Origin of the sequence: Dinoroseobacter sp. S375, from assembly GCF_049800775.1 — a bacterium.
GTDB lineage: Bacteria > Pseudomonadota > Alphaproteobacteria > Rhodobacterales > Rhodobacteraceae > Dinoroseobacter.
Map to the genome: position 1 here is coordinate 65341 of NZ_JBNAFR010000009.1, position 20882 is coordinate 86222.

The 20882-nt window shown below is 65.3% G+C and carries 22 protein-coding genes and 1 tRNA gene; 9 read left to right on the top strand and 14 right to left on the bottom strand.

What is annotated here, in order from left to right; translation table 11 throughout:
- Positions 1-2: 2 nt before the first annotated feature.
- Entirely contained in the window at positions 3-662 is a 660-nt protein-coding gene (locus ACP150_RS17495) for a GntR family transcriptional regulator (RefSeq protein ID WP_424967975.1), read from the bottom strand.
- Positions 663-694: 32 nt separating this feature from the next.
- Positions 695-1387 carry a M48 family metallopeptidase gene (locus ACP150_RS17500; protein WP_424967976.1) on the bottom strand — a complete coding sequence of 231 codons (693 nt, stop codon included), beginning with the start codon at positions 1385-1387 and terminating at the stop codon, positions 695-697.
- Positions 1388-1490: 103 nt separating this feature from the next.
- Between ACP150_RS17500 and ACP150_RS17505 the strand changes: the two genes are divergently transcribed.
- Both ACP150_RS17505 and ACP150_RS17510 read left to right on the top strand, forming a co-directional pair.
- On the top strand, positions 1491-1826 hold the full coding sequence (locus tag ACP150_RS17505; RefSeq protein WP_424967977.1) for a TIGR02300 family protein: 336 nt from the start codon (positions 1491-1493) through the stop codon (positions 1824-1826).
- 95 nt (positions 1827-1921) lie between these two features.
- Positions 1922-1997: transfer RNA gene (locus ACP150_RS17510), tRNA-Ala, on the top strand.
- A gap of 68 nt (positions 1998-2065) precedes the next feature.
- On the opposite strand, the gene ACP150_RS17515 is transcribed toward ACP150_RS17510, so the two are convergent.
- On the bottom strand, positions 2066-2443 hold the full coding sequence (locus tag ACP150_RS17515) for a hypothetical protein (protein ID WP_424967978.1): 378 nt from the start codon (positions 2441-2443) through the stop codon (positions 2066-2068).
- Between the two features lie 227 nt (positions 2444-2670).
- Between ACP150_RS17515 and ACP150_RS17520 the strand changes: the two genes are divergently transcribed.
- Together ACP150_RS17520 and ACP150_RS17525 are read left to right on the top strand one after the other, a co-directional pair.
- Complete coding sequence (locus ACP150_RS17520; protein ID WP_424967979.1) at positions 2671-3186, top strand: DUF1643 domain-containing protein; 516 nt, start codon at positions 2671-2673, stop codon at positions 3184-3186.
- The gene (locus tag ACP150_RS17525; protein ID WP_424967980.1) at positions 3183-4070 is read left to right on the top strand and encodes an alpha/beta fold hydrolase; all 888 of its coding nucleotides are present in this window, start codon (positions 3183-3185) and stop codon (positions 4068-4070) included. The genes ACP150_RS17520 and ACP150_RS17525 overlap by 4 nt, the downstream gene beginning before the upstream one ends.
- Here the strand turns inward: ACP150_RS17525 and ACP150_RS17530 are convergent.
- A complete protein-coding gene (locus ACP150_RS17530; RefSeq protein ID WP_424967981.1) occupies positions 4067-4780 on the bottom strand; it encodes a hypothetical protein in 714 nt (237 codons plus the stop codon). The genes ACP150_RS17525 and ACP150_RS17530 overlap by 4 nt on opposite strands.
- Positions 4781-4991: 211 nt before the next feature.
- Between ACP150_RS17530 and rpsO the strand changes: the two genes are divergently transcribed.
- Complete coding sequence (gene rpsO, locus ACP150_RS17535; protein ID WP_424967982.1) at positions 4992-5261, top strand: 30S ribosomal protein S15; 270 nt, start codon at positions 4992-4994, stop codon at positions 5259-5261.
- Between the two features lie 88 nt (positions 5262-5349).
- Here the strand turns inward: rpsO and ACP150_RS17540 are convergent, their stop codons facing one another.
- The 3 genes from ACP150_RS17540 to ACP150_RS17550 form a co-directional block, all read right to left on the bottom strand.
- Positions 5350-5883, bottom strand: coding sequence for an N-acetyltransferase family protein (locus tag ACP150_RS17540; RefSeq protein WP_424967983.1), 534 nt, complete (start codon positions 5881-5883; stop codon positions 5350-5352).
- The gene (locus ACP150_RS17545) at positions 5880-6440 is read right to left on the bottom strand and encodes a helix-turn-helix domain-containing protein (RefSeq protein ID WP_424967984.1); all 561 of its coding nucleotides are present in this window, start codon (positions 6438-6440) and stop codon (positions 5880-5882) included. Before ACP150_RS17545 ends, ACP150_RS17540 begins: the two co-directional genes overlap by 4 nt.
- A 78-nt stretch (positions 6441-6518) precedes the next feature.
- Entirely contained in the window at positions 6519-7436 is a 918-nt protein-coding gene (locus tag ACP150_RS17550) for an endonuclease/exonuclease/phosphatase family protein (protein WP_424967985.1), read from the bottom strand.
- A 223-nt stretch (positions 7437-7659) separates the two neighbouring features.
- On the opposite strand from ACP150_RS17550, the gene pnp reads away from it, so the two are divergent.
- Together pnp and ACP150_RS17560 are read left to right on the top strand one after the other, a co-directional pair.
- A complete protein-coding gene (gene pnp / locus ACP150_RS17555) occupies positions 7660-9795 on the top strand; it encodes a polyribonucleotide nucleotidyltransferase (RefSeq protein ID WP_424967987.1) in 2136 nt (711 codons plus the stop codon).
- Positions 9796-9957: 162 nt separating this feature from the next.
- A complete protein-coding gene (locus ACP150_RS17560; RefSeq protein ID WP_424967988.1) occupies positions 9958-12402 on the top strand; it encodes a mechanosensitive ion channel domain-containing protein in 2445 nt (814 codons plus the stop codon).
- Positions 12403-12453: 51 nt separating this feature from the next.
- On the opposite strand, the gene ACP150_RS17565 is transcribed toward ACP150_RS17560, so the two are convergent.
- The 6 genes from ACP150_RS17565 to dctP form a co-directional block, all read right to left on the bottom strand.
- Positions 12454-12972: a hypothetical protein gene (locus tag ACP150_RS17565; protein ID WP_424967989.1), complete on the bottom strand. Its 519-nt coding sequence runs from the start codon at positions 12970-12972 to the stop codon at positions 12454-12456.
- 137 nt (positions 12973-13109) lie between these two features.
- The gene (locus tag ACP150_RS17570; RefSeq protein ID WP_424967991.1) at positions 13110-14621 is read right to left on the bottom strand and encodes a malonate--CoA ligase; all 1512 of its coding nucleotides are present in this window, start codon (positions 14619-14621) and stop codon (positions 13110-13112) included.
- Positions 14618-15871, bottom strand: a complete 1254-nt coding sequence (locus ACP150_RS17575) for a malonyl-CoA decarboxylase (protein WP_424967992.1) — start codon at positions 15869-15871, stop codon at positions 14618-14620. Before ACP150_RS17575 ends, ACP150_RS17570 begins: the two co-directional genes overlap by 4 nt.
- Positions 15868-17184, bottom strand: coding sequence for a TRAP transporter large permease (locus ACP150_RS17580; protein WP_424967993.1), 1317 nt, complete (start codon positions 17182-17184; stop codon positions 15868-15870). The genes ACP150_RS17575 and ACP150_RS17580 overlap by 4 nt, the downstream gene beginning before the upstream one ends.
- Entirely contained in the window at positions 17184-17735 is a 552-nt protein-coding gene (locus ACP150_RS17585) for a TRAP transporter small permease subunit (RefSeq protein ID WP_424967994.1), read from the bottom strand. The genes ACP150_RS17580 and ACP150_RS17585 overlap by 1 nt, the downstream gene beginning before the upstream one ends.
- A gap of 75 nt (positions 17736-17810) precedes the next feature.
- The gene (dctP, locus tag ACP150_RS17590; protein WP_424967995.1) at positions 17811-18794 is read right to left on the bottom strand and encodes a TRAP transporter substrate-binding protein DctP; all 984 of its coding nucleotides are present in this window, start codon (positions 18792-18794) and stop codon (positions 17811-17813) included.
- Positions 18795-18934: 140 nt separating this feature from the next.
- Between dctP and ACP150_RS17595 the strand changes: the two genes are divergently transcribed.
- Together ACP150_RS17595 and ACP150_RS17600 are read left to right on the top strand one after the other, a co-directional pair.
- On the top strand, positions 18935-19591 hold the full coding sequence (locus ACP150_RS17595) for a GntR family transcriptional regulator (protein WP_424967996.1): 657 nt from the start codon (positions 18935-18937) through the stop codon (positions 19589-19591).
- Positions 19592-19703: 112 nt separating this feature from the next.
- Complete coding sequence (locus tag ACP150_RS17600) at positions 19704-20021, top strand: hypothetical protein (protein WP_424967997.1); 318 nt, start codon at positions 19704-19706, stop codon at positions 20019-20021.
- Here ACP150_RS17600 and rpe read toward each other — a convergent pair.
- Entirely contained in the window at positions 20012-20701 is a 690-nt protein-coding gene (gene rpe / locus ACP150_RS17605) for a ribulose-phosphate 3-epimerase (protein WP_424967999.1), read from the bottom strand. The genes ACP150_RS17600 and rpe overlap by 10 nt on opposite strands.
- Between the last annotated feature and the right edge of the window lie 181 nt (positions 20702-20882).

Sequence of the window (20882 nt, forward strand, 5' to 3'; positions counted from 1 at the left end):
CCCTACTGGGCCAGCAGTTTCAGGCCCTGTGTCACATCCATCCGAACGGACAAACGCAGGCCGGGTTCATCCCCGGCCTTCAGCGCGGCAATGATCAGCTTGTGGAAATGGGGTGCCTCGGTGCGCCGCAACCGTCCATAGAGCTTGCGCATGGTCGGGCCGAGCTGCAGCCAGACCGTCTCGGCCATGGCGAGGATCGCCGGCGCTTGAGCTCGCAGGTACAGCGTGCGGTGAAATTCCAGATTGGTGCGCAGGTAGCCGACCGCATCCTCGCGGGCGATGGCCTGGGCGATACTGGTCTGGATCATCTCCAGCCGTTCGATCAGCGCGATATGGGCCCGGGGCATGGCCCGCGCGGCCAGTTCCGGCTCCAGAAGGGAGCGCAGGGCCGCAAGCTCCTCGATCCGCTCGTTGGACAGCTCGGGCGTCGAGACCCGGCCCGAGGCGGTCAGGGTGAGCGCCCCTTCGGCCGCCAGACGGCGGACAGCTTCGCGCGCGGGCGTCATGGAGGCGCTGTATTCCTTGCCGATCCCGCGCAGGGTCAGCGCGGTCCCCGGCTCGAGCTCCCCATGCATGATGCGGGTGCGCAGGGACCGGTAGACCCGGTCATGCACATGGGGGGCGGCCGGGGCCGGATCGTTCGGGCGCGGTGTCAATAGCATGGCGCGCATCAGACCCATGGCCCCGGCCCGCGTCAATCCTTGAACCGGTAGCGATGCAGGCCCGCGCCTTCCTGCCGCAGCCAGGCACGGTGGCGGGCGTAATCGGGGCAGATCTCCGCCACCACGCGCCAATAGGCCGCCGAATGGTTCATCTCGACAAGATGCGCGACTTCATGGGCCGCGACATAATCGAGCACTTCGGGCGGGGCCATGATCAGCCGCCAGGAATACATCAGCCGCCCCGCGGAGCTGCAGGAGCCCCAGCGCGAGCGGGTGTCCTTGAGCGTGATACCCGAGACCTTGCGCCCGACCTGTGCGGCATAGTCGAGGCTGGCTTCGGTCAGCCGCTCGCGCGCCTCGGCCTTCAACAGGCCCGCCACATAGGCCCCCGGCACGGCAACCCGCTCGGGCACCTCGATGAAATCGCCCACCAGTCCGCCGCGCCGGGCTTCGGTGCGGACAAGCCGTGCCGGCCGCCCCTCGACCGGGATGCGATCGCCGATCCCGACGCTCTGTGCGACCACCAGTTGCGCGACCTGCGCCCGGACCCAGCTCTCCTTTTCGCGCAGGAAGGCGAGGGCCTCGCGCTCGCTCCCGCGGGTGGGAACGGTCAGCGTCACCCGCCCGTCCAGCCGCGAGACGCGCAGCCCATAGCGCTTGGCCCGACCGGACCGGCGCAAGGCGACCTGGATCGGCGGCTCCCCTTCAAGTTCGACGTCGCGCATAGGCTCCCCGTGGTGCTGACCTTGCAAAAGGCTTTGACACGCCCATCTGCTTGTGGCAACCGACCCCGATCCGATCCAGCAGCCGCTGCAAAGAGGAACTCGAATGCCCAAGGAAGACTGGGGCGTAAAACGCCTGTGCCCGACCACCGGTAAACGCTTTTACGACCTGAACCGCACGCCCATCATCAGCCCGTATACCGGCGAGGAAGTCGTGCTGGAGACCGGTCGCAAGTCGTCGGTGTCCCTGACCCGCGACAAGAAAGCCGCGCCGGAGGAACTGAAAGACGACGCAACCGAGGCCGAAGACGTGGTGCTCGACGACGCGGATGATGACGCGGATGTCGATCTCGCCGATGACGTGCTCGACGATGACGATGATGATGACACCGTCGCGCTCGACGATCTGAAGGACGTCGCATCCGAGGATGACGACTCCTGAAAAAAGGCGCGCAAAGAGCGTGAGAATCCCTCTTGCACTCCTCGCGCGGCTTACATAAACAACGCCAGCGGACGCGATAGCGACCGCTTCGGTTTGGGGCCTTAGCTCAGCTGGGAGAGCGCCTGCATGGCATGCAGGAGGTCAGCGGTTCGATCCCGCTAGGCTCCACCAAATCCCCCCCTCTGGTGGTCTGTGTCGATGCGCTCAGCGTGATCGTCCTGCGTGTTCGGCACACGCGGTCACGTCACCAGAACCACCACAGTCGCCATCGCCAGCAAGACCGATTCCACTGGCCCCCAGAGCATCCGTTCGGGTTTTGACGGCGTGATCCAATTTACCAGCGTCACCAAAGCCTGCACCCCGAGCGCGACCCGCCCGGTCCAACGCGGCCAATTGGGCCAGATGCCCACAGCCGAGAGGATCGCGCAGGCCATGGCCGCGAGGATGAAGATCGACACAAACGCCGCAACCCGCCCGGAGATCGGCAAGGCACCCTGATGTTTGCCCCCTTGGGTGATCCGGCCCCAGGGTGCTCCGGCGATCAGGGCGATCTGAAACCCGATAACACCGAGACAGGCGATCGCGTATCCGACTGCGAGACTTGTGATCAGGTTCATCCGCTGTCCTTGAACTCCGCCTTGTGACGGGCCCCATGTCCGGCCGAGAGTAGAACTCCAAGCCCCACTTGACGACTGCGAAAGCTCGGGGATCGACCGGCAAAGCGTCCAAAGACGCCTCCGCCCGCCCCCGACACACCCCGCGCGCCGAACCACCAGCGGGCCAAGCGCCCAAGGCCCGGCCACTTGCCGTTGACCCGATCCGGGGCGCGGGGCACAACCGGGCCATGATCACCCGCACCCACCAGAAAGACGATGCGGCCTCGGTCGCGGTCTATTCCGATTGCGAGCGCTACCGCTACGCCCTCACCCGCATCTGGGAGCCCGAGGGCGGTCGCATTCTCTTCGTTATGCTGAACCCCTCCACCGCCACGGAGGTGCAGAATGACCCCACGGTGGAGCGCTGCGAACGGCGCGCCCGGGCGCTCGGCTATGGCGGGTTTCGGGTCTGCAACATCTTTGCCTGGCGCGATACGGACCCCAAGGCCATGCGCGCCGCCGCCGATCCGGTCGGGCCCGCAAATGACGCGGCGATTCTTGAGGGGGCAGAATGGGCCGAGACCGTGCTCTGCGCCTGGGGCACCCATGGCGCCCATCTCGACCGCGGTCCAGCCGTCGCGCGGCTGTTGCGCCAGACCGACCGGCCCCTGACCCATCTGGGGCTGAGCAAGGCCGGGCATCCGAAACACCCTCTCTATATCTCTTACTCCGAACATCCCCGACCCTGGGAGGATCCCGCATGATCCCTGGCTTCACGCAGCGCTTTGTCGACACCAACGGCCTCCGCCTCTCGGTGCATGAGGCGGGCGGCGGTGCGCCGCTGGTCCTGCTCCATGGATATCCGCAGAATCATGCCTGCTGGGCCAAGGTCGCGCCGGAACTGGCCAAGCATTTCCGGGTGATCGTGCCGGATCTGCGCGGCTATGGCGACAGCGACGCGCCCGGGGATGACGCCGAGCATTCGGTCTATGCCAAACGCACCATGGCGCTGGATATCATCGGCCTGCTGGACCAGCTCGGGATCGACCGCGCCCATATCCTCGGCCATGACCGGGGCGGGCGGGTGACCTACCGGCTTGCGCTCGACCATCCCGACCGCGTGGACCGCCTCGGCATCATCGAGATCGTCCCAACGGGGCCGTTCTGGGCCAGTTGGACCGCAGAGCTCGCCATGAAGGCCTATCACTGGACCTTCCTCGCCCAGCCTGCGCCGCTGCCCGAGCGGATGATCGGCGCGGATCCCGAAGCCTATATGGATTGGACCCTGCAGACCTGGACCAAGGCGAAGTCGCTGGAGGTCTTTACCCCCGACGCGCTGGCCGGCTACCGCGCCCAGGCCCGTGATCCGGCGCGGATCCATGCCATGTGCGCCGATTACCGGGCGGGCGCGACCTATGACCGGGCGCTGGATGACGCGGACGCAGCCGCCGGGCGCAAAATCGCGGCGCCGCTGATGTTCCTCTGGGCGGAGGGCGGTTTCCCGGCTCAGACCGGCGATCCGGCGGGGCATTGGCGCGATTGGGCCGAGGATGTGCGCGATGCCTCCTGCCAGTCGGGTCATTTCGCCATGGAAGAGGTGCCCGAGGCAGTGCTCGAGACCTTTCTGCCCTTTTTTGCCGAGGCCTAGACCCCGCGCGGGTGCCGATCCGTCCAGTAGAGCAAGCCGAGCCCGACCGCGCCCGCCGCGGCCAGGGCCGCGATGCCCGGCTGGCTGCTGCCATTGGCGATGACCACCGCAACCAGCGCCCAGATCACCGTGGCCGAGTATTCGGGCGTCTCGGGGCGTTTGGGCTGCACCCAGCGCGCGATGGCGAATGCCAGGGCCAGCGCGATCACCGCCCAGACCCCATCCCCGAACCACAGCCCATATCCCGCAGCCACCGTGGCCAGCGACACGCAGGAGGCTGCCGTCAGCCATCCGGCATAGAGCGCGAGCGGCGTGCGCAGCCAGATCCGGTCACGGGACGGCGCCCGCAACAGCGCGACAATCGCCGGGATCAGCATCACGAAGATCAGAACGAAGGCCCCCAGCGCCGAGCGCGTCGCCACAAACAACCAAGGCGTGCCCGCCGCGAGACTGACAATGAGCGGCCAGCGGACATGATCCCAATCCTGCGCCTGGGCCCGCCGGAACAGGCCGAACCCCGCAGAGGCCACCAGCCAGAGATAGATCACGCCCCAGATCGCGAAGGCGTAGCCCGCGGGCTGCACAGGTGGGTCGACCTGCGGCACCGGGAGCTGATCCGGGCGAAAGCCAGTGAAGGGCGGGCTGGCCAATGGCGAGAGCACGAAGGTCAGGGTGAGCAGGGCGACGAGAAGCGCGAGAGGTCTGAACATGCCACAGCTTATCCCGCCGCCCGGGCCGGGGTCCATCGCCCTGCGGCCCTCAGGACAGATCGCCGCCCGAAAAAGGGGTTTTCAAGGCCCGCGATATTTCCTATACGCGCGCATCCGCCTGACCTGCCCGCAGGGAGGGGGACGCTTATATGGGCCCTGCTGGACGACATCCCGGCTTGTGCCGTCACACAAACCTGAACAGGAGATCCCGATGTCGATCACGATCGAAGAAAAGACACGCCTCATCAAGGAATACGCGACCAAGGAGGGCGACACCGGCTCTCCCGAGGTGCAAATCGCGATCCTGTCGAGCCGCATCTCGACCCTGACCGAGCACTTCAAGACCCACAAGAAGGACAACCACTCCCGTCGTGGCCTTCTCAAGCTCGTGGCCCAGCGCCGCAAGCTGCTGGACTATGTGCGCGGCAAGGACGAAGCGCGCTACCAGAAGCTGATCTCGTCCCTGGGTCTGCGCCGCTAAGCGCACCAGCGACAGAACCGACCAAGGCCCGCTCGAAAGAGCGGGCTTTTTTGTGCCCGGATCATGTCGCGCGCCGCGCGGCGTCGGCTCAGACGGCGCGGTACATCAGCGTCGTGCCATGCAGGGTCTGTCCGTCCGGATCATAGGCATAGCCCGGGATCACGCCTGCCTTCTGGAACCCGACGCTGCCATAGAACAGCTCGGAGACATCGCCCGTGCGGGTATCCAGCGTCACGAGCGTCCTGCCCGCGCTGCGCGCCTCGGCGAGCGCTCTGTCCATCAGGGCGTGGCCCACGCGGCGGCGGCGGCTCTCGGGGTGGACCATCATCTTGGCGATCTCCGCGCGGTGCGGCTGGTTTTGAGGCATGGCCAGGATCACCTGCACGGTCCCGACGAGACGTCTGCCGAGGTAGGCCCCCAGCAGCACACGCTCCCCGCTCGCTAGGGCCGCGCCGATATCGCGCCGCCAGAAGCGCTCCGCCTCCTCCTGGGTAATCGCCGCCAGAAACCCGATCGCCGCGCCCTCCTGCACACAGTCCCGCAGCAAGCCGCAGAGATCCTCGAACTGATGAACCAGATCGGCGGGTGAAATCGGGCGTATGTCACATGTCTGGTCGGTCATGACAGCGCGATCACGTATTTGCAGGGGGCATGGCTGGTCTCGAAAACCGTCTCGCCGAACAGGACGTAGCGCAGGCAATCGCCCGAACGCAGGCGATGGGGCGTGCCTTCGACCGTGATCGCCATCTCGCCCGACAGGACATAGACGTGATGCTCCTGCCCGGGGATGGCGGGGGCGTCATAGGCGATGCGCTGCCCCGCCTCCAATGTGCCTTCAATCAACTCGATGGACAGCGTCCCGTTCGGCGGCGACACGCTGCGGCGCTCAAAGCCATGCGTCGGATCCTGCCAGACCGCCTGATCCGCGCGTCTCATCACCGGCTGGAACCCCTGTTCCAAGGGCCCGAGCAGATGCGACATGGGCAGGGCATAGACCGTCGCCAGCCGCCCGAGGGTCTCGGCGGTTGGGCTCACTTCGGCGTTTTCGATGCGCGACAGGCTGGCCCGGCTCACGCCGCTGCGGTCGGCAAGTCTGGCAAGGGTGAGGCCGTGGCGGTCCCGCAGATCGCGCAGATGGCTGGCCAGCCGGGTTGTTTCGGAAGACGTCTCGAATCTCATATCCGAGATTTATCCCAAATTCGGGATATCAGGCAAGATCCGATGCGGCAGCTGCGCAGGGAACGCCCAGCGCGCGCGTCAGGGCGGGCCGCTCAGGTCCAGATCCGCCACCAGCGGGTAATGATCCGTCGGCCACTCGCCCTCGAATTGCTGGCGCAGGACCACCGGCGGGCCAAGCGCCGCCACCGGACCGGCCAGCGCGATATGGTCGATCGCGCCAAAGAGGTTGAGACCCCGGTTGAAATGATACGTCGCGCCCGCGACCGGCAGGAAATCCCAGCCCGCCGCCTCAAGGATCTCGACCGTGGTTGCCCCCAGCCGCGCATTCAGATCCCCGACCAGCACCACCCGCTCCCCCGCCGCGAGCGGTGCGGCCAGTCGTTCGGCCACCAGCGCTGCCGAGAGCCGCCGGTTCGAGCCGCTCTTGAACTCGAAATGGACATTGACCACGCGCAGCTCTTCGCCGCTTTGCAGATCGCGGAACCGCGCCCAGGAGGCAAAGGCGGGCCAGGACCCGTTGAAGGTCCGCGAATAGATCACGTCCGGTGTGTCCGAGAAGAAGAACCAGCCCTCCTCCAGCGGTACGAGCCGGTCCGCGCGGTAAAAGATCGGCTGGGTTTGGGGGACCTGCCGCCAATCGCCATGGTGGGTCGCCGCATAGCCCGGGTTTTCCGCCAGCAGCCAGTCGCGGGCCAGATTGACACTGCCATCCGAGCCGTTCTGAAAGCTCTCCATCTCCTGAAAGGCCACGAGATCCGCATCCAAAGCCTTGAAGGCCGCATCGAGCGGGCGCTTGCGCCGCTCCCAATCGCCGCGAGACCAGGGCCCGTCGGCCTGCGACAGAACGATGTAATGCACGTTGTAGCTGGCCAGCCGCAGCGCATCGGCCGGAGCCCCGGCCAAGGACGCCGTGCCCGAATGGCGCCAGACCTGGGCACAGGCCGCCAGCGCCAATCCCACCAACCCAAAGACCAGCCCTTTCAAAACCCGCCGCATCGCCGCTCCCTTTTGTGCCGCTGCCTACGGCGAAAATACCGCATCCTGTTAGCGCGCAAAGATTGCCGGTTTTCTTGGCGACACAAAACGTGTATCTGCCGCGCATCTGAGACGTGACGCTCGGACCCCGGCGTGATGCGAAGGACAGGGGTCGGCGGCAATGGGGCCGCCACATGAACGGGAGACCCGGAAGGCCGGGAGTGCTCCCCTACAGGAAAAACAGATGTTCAAAGAAGTCAAAAAGACAATGGAATGGGGGGAAGATACGCTGACCCTCGAGACGGGCAAGATCGCCCGTCAGGCCGATGGCTGCGTGATCGCCACCTATGGCGAGACCTCCGTGATGGCGGCCGTCACCTACGCCCGGGCCCAGAAGCCGGGTCAGGATTTCTTCCCGCTGACCGTTCACTACAACGAGAAATACTATGCCGCCGGTAAGATCCCCGGTGGTTTCTTCAAGCGCGAGGCGCGCCCGACCGAGAAAGAGACGCTGACCAGCCGTCTCATCGACCGTCCGATCCGCCCGCTCTTTGTCGACGGGTTCAAGAACGAAGTGCTGGTGATCTGCACCGTGCTGTCCCACGATCTGGAAAACGACCCGGATATCGTTGCGATGATCGCGGCCTCGGCTGCGCTGACCATTTCCGGTGTGCCCTTCATGGGTCCGATCGCGGGTGCACGCGTGGGCTTCGAGGATGGCGAATACGTCCTGAACCCGGTCGTGGACGACATGCAGGACCTACGGTCGAACCCCGATCAGCGTCTGGACCTCGTCGTGGCAGGCACCAAGGACGCCGTCATGATGGTGGAATCCGAGGCCTATGAGCTCAGCGAAGCCGAGATGCTGGGTGCTGTGAAATTCGGTCACGAGCAGATGCAGCCGGTCATCGACCTGATCATCGATCTGGCCGAAGACGCCGCGAAAGAGCCCTTCGATTTCCAGGCGCCGGATTACTCCGAGCTCTATGGCAAGATCAAAGCGGCGGGCGAAGAGCAGATGCGCGCCGCCTTCGCGATTTCCGACAAGCAGGAGCGGGTCTCCGCGATCTCTGCGGCGCGGGACGCGATCCTCAGCACCCTGAGCGATGACGAGCAGACCGATGCGAACCTTGGCTCCGCGATGAAGAAGCTGGAATCCAGCATCCTGCGCGGCGACGTGGTCAAGAATGGCCGCCGGATCGACGGGCGCGCGCTGGACACCGTGCGGCCGATCGTGGCCGAAGCGGGCCTTCTGCCCCGGACCCACGGCTCGGCGCTGTTCACGCGCGGCGAGACCCAGGGCCTCGTGGTCACCACGCTGGGTACGGGCGACGATGAGCAGTTCATCGACGCGCTGCATGGCAACTTCAAATCCAACTTCCTGCTGCACTACAACTTCCCGCCCTACTCGGTCGGCGAAGTGGGCCGCTTCGGCCCTCCGGGACGGCGCGAGATCGGCCACGGCAAGCTCGCATGGCGCGCGCTGCAGGCGGTTCTGCCCGCGGCAACCGACTTCCCCTACACGATCCGCATCGTGTCGGAGATCACCGAATCCAACGGCTCCAGCTCGATGGCATCGGTTTGTGGTGGCTCCCTGTCCATGATGGATGCGGGCGTTCCGCTCAAGGCACCGGTCGCCGGTGTGGCCATGGGCCTGATCCTTGAGGATGATGGCTCCTACGCGGTTCTGACCGACATCCTCGGCGACGAGGATCACCTCGGCGACATGGACTTCAAGGTGGCAGGGACCGAAGACGGCATCACCTCGCTGCAGATGGACATCAAGGTTGCAGGCATCACGCCCGAGATCATGGAAAAGGCCCTCGACCAAGCGAAAGCCGGTCGTCTGCACATCCTCGGCGAGATGGCACAAGCCCTCTCCGAAGGGCGTTCGGAATTCTCCGAGCACGCGCCCCGCATCGAGACCATGCAGATCCCGACCGACAAGATCCGCGAAGTCATCGGCTCCGGCGGCAAGGTCATCCGCGAGATCGTGGAAACCTCCGGCGCGAAAGTGGACATCAACGATGACGGCATCATCAAGATTGCCTCCGCCAATGGCGAAGCGATCAAGAAGGCCTATGAGATGATCCACTCGATCGTGGCCGAGCCCGAAGAGGGCAAGGTCTATACCGGGACCGTGGTGAAGATCGTCGATTTCGGCGCCTTCGTGAACTTCTTCGGCAAGCGTGACGGTCTGGTCCATGTGTCCCAGATCGAGAACCGCCGCCTGAACCATCCGTCGGATGTTCTGAAGGAAGGTCAGGAAGTGAAGGTCAAGCTTCTGGGCTTTGATGATCGCGGCAAGGTGCGCCTGTCGATGAAGGTCGTCGACCAGGAGACCGGTGAAGAGATCAAGAAGGAAGCGCCCGCCGACTAAGCGGCCCTGCCTTTGCGAGACTGCGAGCACCCCCGGCCCCCTGCCGGGGGTGTTTGCTTTTGCGGCCTTGGGCCTTGGCGGCCCTGCCCCGATGGTTCATGTTGCAGATCCGGGATCGGCCCTTGTCGATCTATCCTTTTGATTCATCGCTTGAGTGCCCCAATGCCGACGACCCTCCCCCCTGTACCGCAGGCGCGCCCCACCGATACGTTCCGAGCGGCTCTTCTGGTCTTTGCACTGGCGCTCTTGGCGGCCCTCTGGGCGGTTCAGGCCGCAGCCCAGTCGACCTTCCCGATCCCCGGGATCGGCGGCAGCAGCACCAGCGAGCCCGCGGCCAGTGACGCGCCAGAGCCGGAGCCGACGCCGCAGGACCCCACTCAGGCCCTGATCGATATCCTGCAGGATGATGCGGCGCGCGCCGCCCTGATCGCCCAGCTGGAACAGGCGGCAGGCGAAAGCCCGCCTGTGGATGAAACCCAGGGCGGCGCAGGCCCACGCAGCGCGGTTTCCCCCTCCGAGGTCGCTCCACCGACGACGACGAGCACCGCGCCAGAGGGGAATTTCTCTACACGGCTGGTGCATCAGCTGCGCACCGAAGTGGCGTCGGATGTGCGTGATTTCGTGGCCCGGGTGAACCGGATCCCGACGACCCTGATGCTCGCACTGCGGGGGTTCGAAACCGAGATCATCCTCTCGGTGATCCGCGATCTGGCCGAGGCGGTGCTCATCAGTTACGCCGCGCTTATCGCGCTGCGCCTGGCAACGCGGCCCATGCTGCGCGCCCTGGGACGGCGCGCCATCAGCGCCAACTGGTTCTACCGGCTCATCCTGCGGCTGGTCGGCACCGCAATCATTACCCTCGCCATCCCCATTGCCGGGGTGATCGGCGTCACCGCGGTGACATTCCTGATGGAAAACGGCGAAGGCGGCGCGACCTTCAGCACCGCGCAGACCGCCTTTTTCGCGGCCTTTGTGCTGGTCGAGACGCTCAAGATCCCGTCGCGCTTTGTCCTGACACCCCGGTCCAGAGACCTTCGCCTGATCGCGGTCGGAGACAAGGCAGCACGCCGGATGCAGCGCATGCTGGCCTTTGCCATCGGACTGGCCGGGTACGGGCAGCTGGTGGCCGTGCCGGTGGTCACCGCCGAGACATCGATCTTCATCGGACGGGCGGTTTCGACCCTGCTGGGCGCGGTGGTGATCCTCTATCTGCTTATCGTTGTGCTGCGCTATCGCAAGGCTGTGGCGAAATGGTTGACCCGGAATTCCGAGGAGGACGCCACGCTGGACGAGGTGTTGGCCTTCTTCGCCATCCGCTGGCATTGGCCGGTGCTACTCTATCTCGGCTATCTGCTGACCGTCGTGCTGACTCGACCGGGCAATGTTCTGGGCCCACTGGCCATTGATACGGTCAAGGTTCTGGCGATCATCGCAGCGGGAGGGACGGCAACAGCCCTCGCCCGCCGCGCCACCCGGCGTCGTGTGCGCCTGCCCCAGATGGTCGACAGCCGCCTGCCCCTTCTGGCGGGGCGGCTCAACCGGCTGCTGCCTGCCACGTTGATCGTGATCCGGATCGGTATCGTGGCGGTGGTCGTGCTCGGCGTGCTCGATGTGCTGGGTGGTTTCGATCTGAGCGGATATCTCGCCTCAGCGGCCGGGGCGAACTTCATCAGCGCCCTCTTCGGTGTGGCCTTTGCGACGATCCTCGTGACGCTGGTCTATCTGGCGATTTCGTCCTGGGTGGATTACCAGCTCAACCCGTTTGTCGGCACCGCCCCGACGCCGCGCATGATCACCCTGCTCACACTGCTGCGTAACGCGGTGACCATCGTGTTGGTGATTTTCGGAGCGATGTTCACCTTGTCCGAGCTGGGCCTGAATATCGGCCCGCTTCTGGCCTCTGCCGGGGTGCTGGGGCTCGCCATCTCCTTCGGCGCGCAGAAGCTCGTCGAGGATATCATCACCGGCGTCTTCATCCAGTTCGAGAACGCGATGAATGTCGGGGACGTGGTGGATGTGGGCGGCGTGGTCGGCGCGGTCGAAAAGCTCACCGTGCGCTCGGTCACCCTGCGTGACGTGCAAGGGGTCGTCCATATGATCCCCTTCTCCTCGGCCTCGATGATCTCGAACTACATGCGCGAGTTCTCGTTTTACGTCTGCGATATGGGCGTGGCCTATCGCGAGGATATCGAGGTCTCGAAACAGGCGATGTTCGACGCGTTCGAAGAGCTGCGCGCAGATCCCGAACAGGGGGCCTTCCTGCTGGGGGATCTGGAATGGTTCGGCCTGAATTCCTTTGGTGACAGCGCGATCGTGCTGCGCGCGCGGATCAAGACCCAGCCGGGCAAGCAATGGGGCGTGGGGCGGGCCTACAACCTGATCCTCAAGCGGATCTTCGACGAACGCGGGATCGAGATCCCCTTCCCGCATCAGACGATCTATTTCGGCGAGGATCGCAAGGGCAAGGCCCCGCCGGTGCATGTGATGATGCAGACAAGCAGCCCCGAAGCTTCGCAGGCCCATCCGGTGGCCGATGCGGTCCCCGATGCCAGCGGGCCGCAAGTGCTGGACGTGCCCGCCAGCGATGGCGACGATCCGGGACGGTAACCCGCCCCGGACCGAGCGCCCCCACCACGGGACGACAGGACGTCTGCGGGGCTAGGCCCGGAAGTCCAGAATGGGCTGCGAGGTGTCGATCCCCGCATCCTCAAGCGCTTGCTGCAAGAGGCTGCTGAAATCCGTATCCGCGTCGGTCTCGGAGGCCTCTTCCTCCAACTGTTCGACAATGGATTGCAGGGTCTGGACCGCGGCACTGTCCGGGCCCTTCGACCCTTGCGCCCCCCCGGGACCGCCGCCTCCGCCACCGCCGGGGGGCGGACCGCCCGCGCCACCGGGTCCACCGCCGCCGCCGGCGGGCTTGCCCGCAATCCCGGCCTGCGCGGCCAGTTCACGGGCATCGAATCCGGCAGATCCGAGTGCCTCGGTCAGCGCGGCGCCGCGCTGGATCTCGAGATCCCGGATCCCTTCGACGAGGCTCCGGGCGTCCTCATCGGACAGTGTCTCTGCGTCGTAGTTCGACAAGAGATCGTCCAAGCCTTGCTGTTGCGTCTCGGACAGGGGTTTGGCCCCCAAACTCGCGCTTGGGGAAGGTGGCACACCACCTTGAACAGACAGCATGGGCCGTCTCCTTCTGCTGGCCCGCCGGGGCTGGTCGGGCCCCCTCGGGATAGGCAGAAAGCCTTGCAAAAGGCCTAGGCGCGTCCGGCGAAATGCGCCGTATTCATGTTGAATTTGCGGATTTTCCGAGGCACCGCTCAAGAGAACGCGTCGGCGAACTGGTCCCGCAGGACGTTCTTCTGGACCTTGCCCATGGTGTTGCGCGGCAGCGCGTCCATCACCACCAGCTTGCGCGGCTGCTTGAACCGGGCGAGCTCGGTCGTGATCTGGTCGGCCACGGCTTCCAGATCGATCTCCGCCCCGCCCCGGGGCACGAGCACGCCCACGACGCTCTCGCCGAAATCCGGATGGGGCACGCCGATCACCGCGGATTCCAGAACGCCCGGCGCTTGATCCAGAGCCAGCTCCACCTCCTTGGGGTAGATGTTGTAGCCCCCGGAAATGATCAGGTCCTTGCCGCGCCCGACGATCTGCACATAGCCCTGGTCATCGATCAGCCCGAGATCGCCGGTGATGAAGAACCCGTCCGCGCGCAGCTCGGCGGCGGTCTTCTCCGGCATCTGCCAGTAGCCCTGAAAGACATTGGGCCCGCGCACTTCGATCTGGCCGATCTCGCCCTGGGCCAGCTCGGCCCCGGTCTCGGGATCGGTGATCTTGAGCTCGATCCCCGGCAGTGGATGGCCAACCGTGCCCGCGCGGCGCGCGCCGTCATAGGGGTTCGAGGTGTTCATGTTGGTCTCGGTCATGCCGTAGCGTTCGAGGATCCGGTGCCCGGTGCGGTCCTCGAACTCCCGGTGGGTCTCCGCCAGGAGAGGGGCAGAGCCGGACACGAAAAGCCGCATATGAGCGACCAGATCCTTGTTGAACCGCGCATCGGCCAGAAGCCGCGTGTAGAAGGTCGGCACCCCCATCATCGAGGTGGCGCGCGGCAGGGCGGCGATCATGGCATCCGTGTCGAATTTCGGCAGGAAGATCATCGATCCGCCCGCCAGCAACGTGATGTTCGTCGCCACGAACAGCCCATGGGTATGGAAAATCGGCAGGGCATGGAGCAGCGTGTCCTCCGCCGTGAAGCGCCAGTAGTCGATCAGCACCTCGGCATTGGACAGCAGGTTCTCCTGGCTCAGCATCGCGCCCTTGGACCGGCCCGTCGTGCCCGAGGTGTAGAGAAACGCCGCCAGATCCTCCCGCGTGCGGGGCACGGTTTCGAAACTGGCCGGGGCTTGCGCGGCGGCATCGGCAAAGCTGCCCTCGCCCGCGCCCCCCAGGGTCAGAAGGGCTGCGCCCGCCTCGGCGGCGACGGGGGCAAGCCCGGCCTCGGCCCGGGGGTCGCACAGCACGAGTTTCGCCCCGGAATTGCCGACGAAGTAGCTGACCTCCGCCGGGGTATAGGCGGTGTTTAGCGGCAGGAAGACGATCCCCGCCTGCACACAGGCCGCATAGACCGCCAGCGCCTCTGGGGATTTCTCGACCTGCACCGCGAGCCGGTCTCCGGGGGCGAGCCCCTGCCCCGTCAGCGTTGCCGCGTACCGGGCGGCCAGGGCCACGAAATCCCCATGGCTCAGGGTGCTGCCATCGGGCAGGTGGAGGAACGGCGCTGCGCTCCCGACATGGGCACCGAACAGGGCGTCATACAGCGGATTGGTCATATCTCGGTCTTCTCTTTCAGGTCGGCGGCGGGCGCGCGCTTGGCAAGGGCGGCCACATCGCGGGTCGTGACGATCCGCGCGTCGCTGGCATAGGCGGTGTGGTTGTCGGTGATCCGGTCGAGATCGTAAAGGTAGTTCACCATCACCCCACCGGATTGGGCTCGGCCATTCTCGGACAGATCCGCCGCCGCATGGAGCGCGTGGATCAGCGCGCCGTTGCCCAGATGGAAGCGGGCCACCGGGTCGCGCGGACCCGCCCCGCGCCCCTTGACCTGGGTCAGGTAATGGGCGGCCAGGGCGCGCTGCGCCTCGGGGGCTTCGGGCCAGTCCAGACCGGCCTCGGCCACCCAGCCCTTCAGCCCCGGCAGCGGCGAGAGGGTGACGAAATTCGAGATCTGCGGCAATTCCCGCTGCAGGTCGCGCACCACCTGCTTGATCAGAAAGTTCCCGAAGGAGATCCCGGCGAGCCCCGCCTGACAATTCGAGATCGAATAGAACGCCGCCGTGGTCGCCTGCGCCGGGTCCATCTCGACCCGTTCCGCCGCAAGCAGAGCCTGGATCGAGCCGGGCACCCCGTCGAGCAGGGCGACCTCGACGAAGATCAGAGGCTCATCGGGCATGGCCGGGTGGAAGAACGCGAAACAGCGGCGGTCCTCAGGTTCCAGCCGTCGGCGCAGGTCGTCCCAGCTGTCGATGGCGTGGACAGCTTCATAGGCGATGATCTTCTCGAGGATATGGGCCGGGCTTTCCCAGGTGATGGGACGCAGCACCAGAAAGCCGCGGTTGAACCAGCTTTTGAAGAGATGCCGGAAGTCGAGATCGACGCGTGCCAGCGCCGGGTCCTCACCCAGCATGCTCAGCAGATCGGCGCGCATGGCCACAAGCTGTGCCGTGGCGCCCTGTACCTGGTTCAGACGCCGGGCCAGCTCTTGCCGGGGCGGCTCACTCAGGGCCGCGAACCGGCGATAGGCCCTCGCATCGCGGTCCGTGCCGAAGGCGGCCAATGCCTCCTCCAGAGCGGCGAGGTCGAGATCCATCTCCTCGGCGAGGAAGCGAAACCAGTCCTGTCGTTCGTCCCGCCCCGCCGCCGCGTAGCGATCGAGCAGGGCATGGGCCAGCGCGCCGCCCGTCCCCTCGGCCCGGGTCTCAACGAGGGCGCGGCTAAGCTCGGGCAGGGAGCGGCCATCGGGCGCACCGGCCCTGTAGCGCCGCTCAAAGAGCGTGCCGAGGAGATCCGCCATCACGCTCAAAAGCTGGGCCCCATCACCGCGTCAGGCAGCCATGTGGCGATGCCCGGGAAGACGCACAGGATCAGGATCGCGATCACCATGCAGGCCACGAAGGGCAGCGAACCCATCAGGATGGTCTTGAGCTTGATGTCCGGCGCGATGCCGTTGATCACATAAAGGTTCAGACCCACGGGCGGCGAGATCAGCCCGATCTCCATGTTGATCGTCAGGATCACCGCGAACCAGATCGGGTCGAATCCGGCGGTGGTGATGATCGGCAACAGCACCGGCGCCGTCATCAGGATCACCGCCACGGGCGGCAGGAAGAAGCCCGCGACCAGAAGGAAGACATTGATCGCCGCCATCAGGACCCAGCGATTGACCTCCAGCGTGCCGATCCACTCGGCAATGGCCTGGGTGATGAAGAGGCTCGAGAGCATGTAGGAAAACACGCCCGCCGCGGCGATGATGAAGAGGATCATCACGCTTTCCTTGGTACTGTCGCGCAGCACCGTCCAGAGCGCGGAAGGCGCCCAGAGCTTGTAGATGATCATCGCGATCAGCAGGCACAGGAGGGCCCCCACCGCCGCCGTCTCGGAGGGTGTCGCGATCCCGCCATACATGGCGTAGAGCACGCCGATGATGATCCCGATAAAGGGCAGGACGCGGGGCAGGATCTCGAGCTTTTCCTTCCAAGTATAGACCGTGCGGGACATCACGGCGGTGTTCCCGGATTTCCACGTGGAATAGAGTGACCAGGCCATGAAAAGTCCGACCAGCAGCAGCCCGGGAAAGACCCCGGCGAGGAAGAGGCGGCCAATCGAGGTTTCGGTCGCGATGCCATAGACGATCATGGTGACCGAGGGCGGGATCAGGATGCCCAGCGTGCCCCCCGCCGCGATGGACCCTGCGGCGACCCCGTCCGGGTAGCCGCGCTTGCGCATCTCGGGAATGCCCATCTTGCCGATGGCGGCACAGGTGGCCGGGCTGGACCCGGACATGGCCGCAAACAGCGCGCAGGCCCCGAGGTTGGAAATCACCAGACCACCGGGCACCCGGGTCAGCCAGCGCTCCAACGCCTCATAGAGGTCGGCCCCCGCCCGCGTGGAGGCAATCGAGGCGCCCATGATGATGAACATCGGGATCGACAGCAGCGCGAAATTGTCGAGCTTGCCGAAGAAGATCTCGGGCATCAGCTCCAGCGAGCGCATGCCGTCGAAGACGATCAGGAACCCGGCGGAGACGATCAGCAGGCCAATGGCCACGGAAACGCCGGAGAACAGGACAATGATGGTGGCAAAGGCGACCAACGCGCCCAGCGTGAGGGGATCCATTACGCGTCCTCCTCAAGTCCGAATGGCGTATCGATCCGCAGCAGGACCGCCACCAGATCGGCGATGAGCTGCAGCATCAGCAGGCCAAAGCCCAGCGGGATCGCGAGATAGGGAATCCAGAGCTTCGGGCCCCAGACCGTGTCCGAGCGCCAGCCCCGATCCCAAGCGAAATGCCAGTATTCGAACCCGTAGAACAGCATGACCCCGATGATCAGGATCGACATGCTCAGGGTGAAGATCGCCATGCCCCGGCGCAGGCGCGGGCCCATCATCAGTGGGATCAGATCCACATTCACATGCCCGCGCAGGCGCTGGACATAAGGCAGCCCGATCAGGGTCGCGGCCACTACGAGGTAGATCACCGCCTCGGTCTGCCACACCGTCGAGCCGTTCAGCACGAAGCGGATGAAGATCATCTGGCAGGTCAGGCCGACCGCGATGACAATCATCGAAGCCGAGAGCCAACCGGCGAGTGTCGAGAGAGCTGCCACAGCCTTCAGGAAGGGGTTTCCCCCTGTCCGGGCCACGGCAGCAGAGCTTTGCCCTGCCATGGACTGACCTCAGTTCTTGGAATTCCGGGGAATAGGGGCGGCGGCGGGCGCCGCCCCGAGCGGTTCAGCTGTCGATCACTCGACCGACAGCGCCAGATCCAGCAGTTCCTGGCCGCCCGGCGTATCCTCGATGAACTTGGCGTAGGAGGTCTCCTGCGCCAGCGAACGCCAGGCGTCGAAGTCTTCCTGGCTCATGGCAGCGATCTCGACCCCGGCCTTTTCAAAGACTTCCGCCGAGGCGGCGTCCTGCTTCTTGGCTTCTTCGAGGTAGTGCGCCTCGGCCTTGGCGGCCCCGGCCATCAGCGCGGCCTGCTGCGCCTCGTTCAGCCCGTCAAAGGTGGATTTGTTCATCAGAAGCGGCTGATACATGAACCACAGTGCGAAATCCGAGGCCGGCGTGTAGCAGGCGACCTGCTCGTAGATCCGGTAGGACACAAACGAGCTCGACGAGGTATTCGCCGCGTTCAGAACGCCGGTCTGCATCGCATTGTAGATCTCGGAGCTGGCCATGGAGGCGATGGACGCACCCGCGCCCGCCAGCATCTGCTCGAACGCCTTGCCCGCCGCGCGGGTCTGCATTCCCTGCACATCGGACGGCGCCGTGATGCACTTGTCCTTGCCGACAAAACCGCCAGCCAGATAGCCATGGACCAGAACCATCACGTCATCTTCGGCCATCTTGGCCTCGATCGCGTCCATGAAAGCACTCTCATTGAGACGCGCGGCATGGTCATGGTTCTTCACCAGCCCTGGCATCAGGGTCAGGTTGAACGCCGGCTGCTGTCCGCCTGCATAGCTGAGCGGAAAGACCGTCATGTCGAGCTGTCCGCGCGACAGGGGCTTGTACTGCTCCCGGGCCTTGAAGAGCGATTGCGAACCGAAGATCTTGATCTCGAGATCCACATCCGCCGCGGCCACTTCATCGGCCACGATCTGGGCGACCTGATGACGGATATCCTTGTTCGACCACTGATGCGACAGGCGCAATTCGGTTGCCCCCGCAGTGGTGGCCAATCCCAGGGCTGTTGCCGCAACGGCGGCCAGCAAAGATGATTTCATGTCGTTTCCTCCCTTATCCGCGCCGCATCTCGCTCGGGCGCGCTAACCTTAAGCTTAGGGAGGCACGGGCAACTGTCAATCATATTGTATACAATTTTTGCGCCATTGCATTCTATCGCCATGCGGGGCATCATCCCCGGATGGAGACGCGCCGCGCCGATACCATCGCCCTTGAGCTGGAGAACATGATCCTCACCGGCGCCTTCGCCGATGGCGACAGGTTGAACGAGATCAAGCTCGCGGCCCATTTCAACGTCTCCCGCACCCCGATTCGCGAAGCATTTCATCAACTTGGAACCGCCGGGCTCGTTGAACAAATCCCCCGTCGCGGGGTCTTTGTTCGCCATCCGGGACCGATGGAACTGGTCGCCCTCTTTGAATACATGGCCGAGCTTGAGGCCGCCTGCGGTCGCCTTGCCGCCCCCCGGATCTCTGAGTCCGCTCTGGCTGCGCTGGAGGCCGCGAACGCCACCTGCGCCGAGGCCGTGGCCGCCGGAGACAGCGATGGCTACTATGCCGAGAACGAGCGCTTTCACCGGATCATCTACGCGGAATGTGGCAATTCCTATCTGCAAAACGACGTGGAACGCCTGCATAAGCGGCTCAAACCCTTCCGCCGGATGCAGTTGCAATTGCGCGGGCGTCTGGCCCAATCCATGGCCGAACACAAACAGATCGTCGCGGCCCTGACCGTCGCCGACGGCGATGCCGCGGCGGCCATCCTGCGCGATCACGTGGCCGTTCAGGGCGAGAAATTCCATCATCTCCTGGCCGGATTGAAGCAGGTCGCCGAATAAACGCGCGCCTTTCCACCGCCCCGGGATTTGAGATCAGCTGTTTTTTGCGCTAAAGCTCGCCGTCGACCATCCCGTGGGTGGATTTCAGGACGAGTTTGTTAGGTACGCAGGGATGACAGAGATTTTCACAGATCGCATGATCGCGTCGGTGTTGGAACGTGTGGCCAGCGCCGAGGGCGTCGATTATGAGCTGGCCCGCGCCTTGGCCGAGGAGTTCCCCGAGGCCAGCGGCCTCGCCCTCGTCTTCGCGATCACCTCGGCCGCCAGCGGGCTGGAGGATATGTCCGGCGACGCCAAGGTCCCCGCGCTCTACCGTCTGGCCGCAATGATCGCCGCGGATCTGTTTGCCTATGAGGCGCGCAACGCGCCCCTCCCCGATGGCGAGACCCTGCGCGCGCTCTGGCTCTCGGAATTGCCCGGTCAGGACTGAGCGGCTTCGGCGGCGGCCCGGATCGCCGCAATATTTGCGCCGTACGGGGCCGGATCAGACACCGATCCCCCCTTGAACACGGCGGATCCGGCCACCAGCACATCCGCCCCGGCCGCGGCCACCAGAGGTGCCGTGGTTGGGGTCACGCCGCCATCGATTTCGATATGGATCGGACGGTCCCCGATCATCGCGCGCAAGTCGCGGATCTTGGCGCTCAGATCGATGAATTTCTGCCCGCCAAAGCCCGGGTTGACGGTCATCACGCAGACCAGATCCACCATATCCAGCAGATGGGCCACATCACCAAGTCCGGTCCCCGGGTTCAGCGCGAGCCCCGCCTTGGCCCCCGCCCCGCGGATCGCCTGCAGGGTGCGGTGAATATGGGGTCCCGCCTCCAGATGGGCGGTGATCACATCCGCCCCGGATTGTGCGAAAGCCTCGATATAGGGATCGACCGGTGCGATCATCAGATGGACATCCATCACCCCCTTTATATGCGGCCGGATCGCGGCACAGGTCGCCGGGCCAAAGGTGATGTTCGGCACGAAATGCCCATCCATCACATCCACATGAACCCAATCCGCGCCCTGCGCTTCGACGGCGGCACATTCCGCGCCAAAATTTGCGAAATCAGCGGCCAGGATGGACGGGGCGATCTTGATCGAGCGGTCAAAAGCCATGGGCGGTCTCCTTTGCGCGCTCCTTAGCTCGCGCAGCAGCGGGGATCAATCGGCCCGCCCCTTCATTGTTCCTGAAATACTCCGGGGGGCGGCCCGGCACGGGCCGTGGGGGGCGGGCCCCCCCCCCCCCCCCCATCAAACACCCACCCGCAGGACCCGCACCGACACGATCACGGAGGGT

Excerpts from the sequence above, each read along its gene's own strand:
- ACP150_RS17595 (WP_424967996.1), top strand. The coding sequence starts at position 18,935 with ATGGAGACGCGCCGCGCCGATACCATCGCCCTTGAGCTGGAGAACATG.
- ACP150_RS17500 (WP_424967976.1), bottom strand. The coding sequence starts at position 1,387 with ATGCGCGACGTCGAACTTGAAGGGGAGCCGCCGATCCAGGTCGCCTTG.
- rpsO (WP_424967982.1), top strand. The coding sequence starts at position 4,992 with ATGTCGATCACGATCGAAGAAAAGACACGCCTCATCAAGGAATACGCG.
- rpe (WP_424967999.1), bottom strand. The coding sequence starts at position 20,701 with ATGGCTTTTGACCGCTCGATCAAGATCGCCCCGTCCATCCTGGCCGCT.
- ACP150_RS17525 (WP_424967980.1), top strand. The coding sequence starts at position 3,183 with ATGATCCCTGGCTTCACGCAGCGCTTTGTCGACACCAACGGCCTCCGC.
- ACP150_RS17495 (WP_424967975.1), bottom strand. The coding sequence starts at position 662 with ATGCTATTGACACCGCGCCCGAACGATCCGGCCCCGGCCGCCCCCCAT.
- ACP150_RS17585 (WP_424967994.1), bottom strand. The coding sequence starts at position 17,735 with ATGGCAGGGCAAAGCTCTGCTGCCGTGGCCCGGACAGGGGGAAACCCC.
- ACP150_RS17560 (WP_424967988.1), top strand. The coding sequence starts at position 9,958 with ATGCCGACGACCCTCCCCCCTGTACCGCAGGCGCGCCCCACCGATACG.
- ACP150_RS17540 (WP_424967983.1), bottom strand. The coding sequence starts at position 5,883 with ATGACCGACCAGACATGTGACATACGCCCGATTTCACCCGCCGATCTG.
- ACP150_RS17550 (WP_424967985.1), bottom strand. The coding sequence starts at position 7,436 with ATGCGGCGGGTTTTGAAAGGGCTGGTCTTTGGGTTGGTGGGATTGGCG.
- ACP150_RS17520 (WP_424967979.1), top strand. The coding sequence starts at position 2,671 with ATGATCACCCGCACCCACCAGAAAGACGATGCGGCCTCGGTCGCGGTC.
- ACP150_RS17515 (WP_424967978.1), bottom strand. The coding sequence starts at position 2,443 with ATGAACCTGATCACAAGTCTCGCAGTCGGATACGCGATCGCCTGTCTC.
- ACP150_RS17570 (WP_424967991.1), bottom strand. The coding sequence starts at position 14,621 with ATGACCAATCCGCTGTATGACGCCCTGTTCGGTGCCCATGTCGGGAGC.
- dctP (WP_424967995.1), bottom strand. The coding sequence starts at position 18,794 with ATGAAATCATCTTTGCTGGCCGCCGTTGCGGCAACAGCCCTGGGATTG.
- ACP150_RS17600 (WP_424967997.1), top strand. The coding sequence starts at position 19,704 with ATGACAGAGATTTTCACAGATCGCATGATCGCGTCGGTGTTGGAACGT.
- ACP150_RS17565 (WP_424967989.1), bottom strand. The coding sequence starts at position 12,972 with ATGCTGTCTGTTCAAGGTGGTGTGCCACCTTCCCCAAGCGCGAGTTTG.
- ACP150_RS17530 (WP_424967981.1), bottom strand. The coding sequence starts at position 4,780 with ATGTTCAGACCTCTCGCGCTTCTCGTCGCCCTGCTCACCCTGACCTTC.
- pnp (WP_424967987.1), top strand. The coding sequence starts at position 7,660 with ATGTTCAAAGAAGTCAAAAAGACAATGGAATGGGGGGAAGATACGCTG.
- ACP150_RS17505 (WP_424967977.1), top strand. The coding sequence starts at position 1,491 with ATGCCCAAGGAAGACTGGGGCGTAAAACGCCTGTGCCCGACCACCGGT.
- ACP150_RS17545 (WP_424967984.1), bottom strand. The coding sequence starts at position 6,440 with ATGAGATTCGAGACGTCTTCCGAAACAACCCGGCTGGCCAGCCATCTG.
- ACP150_RS17580 (WP_424967993.1), bottom strand. The coding sequence starts at position 17,184 with ATGGATCCCCTCACGCTGGGCGCGTTGGTCGCCTTTGCCACCATCATT.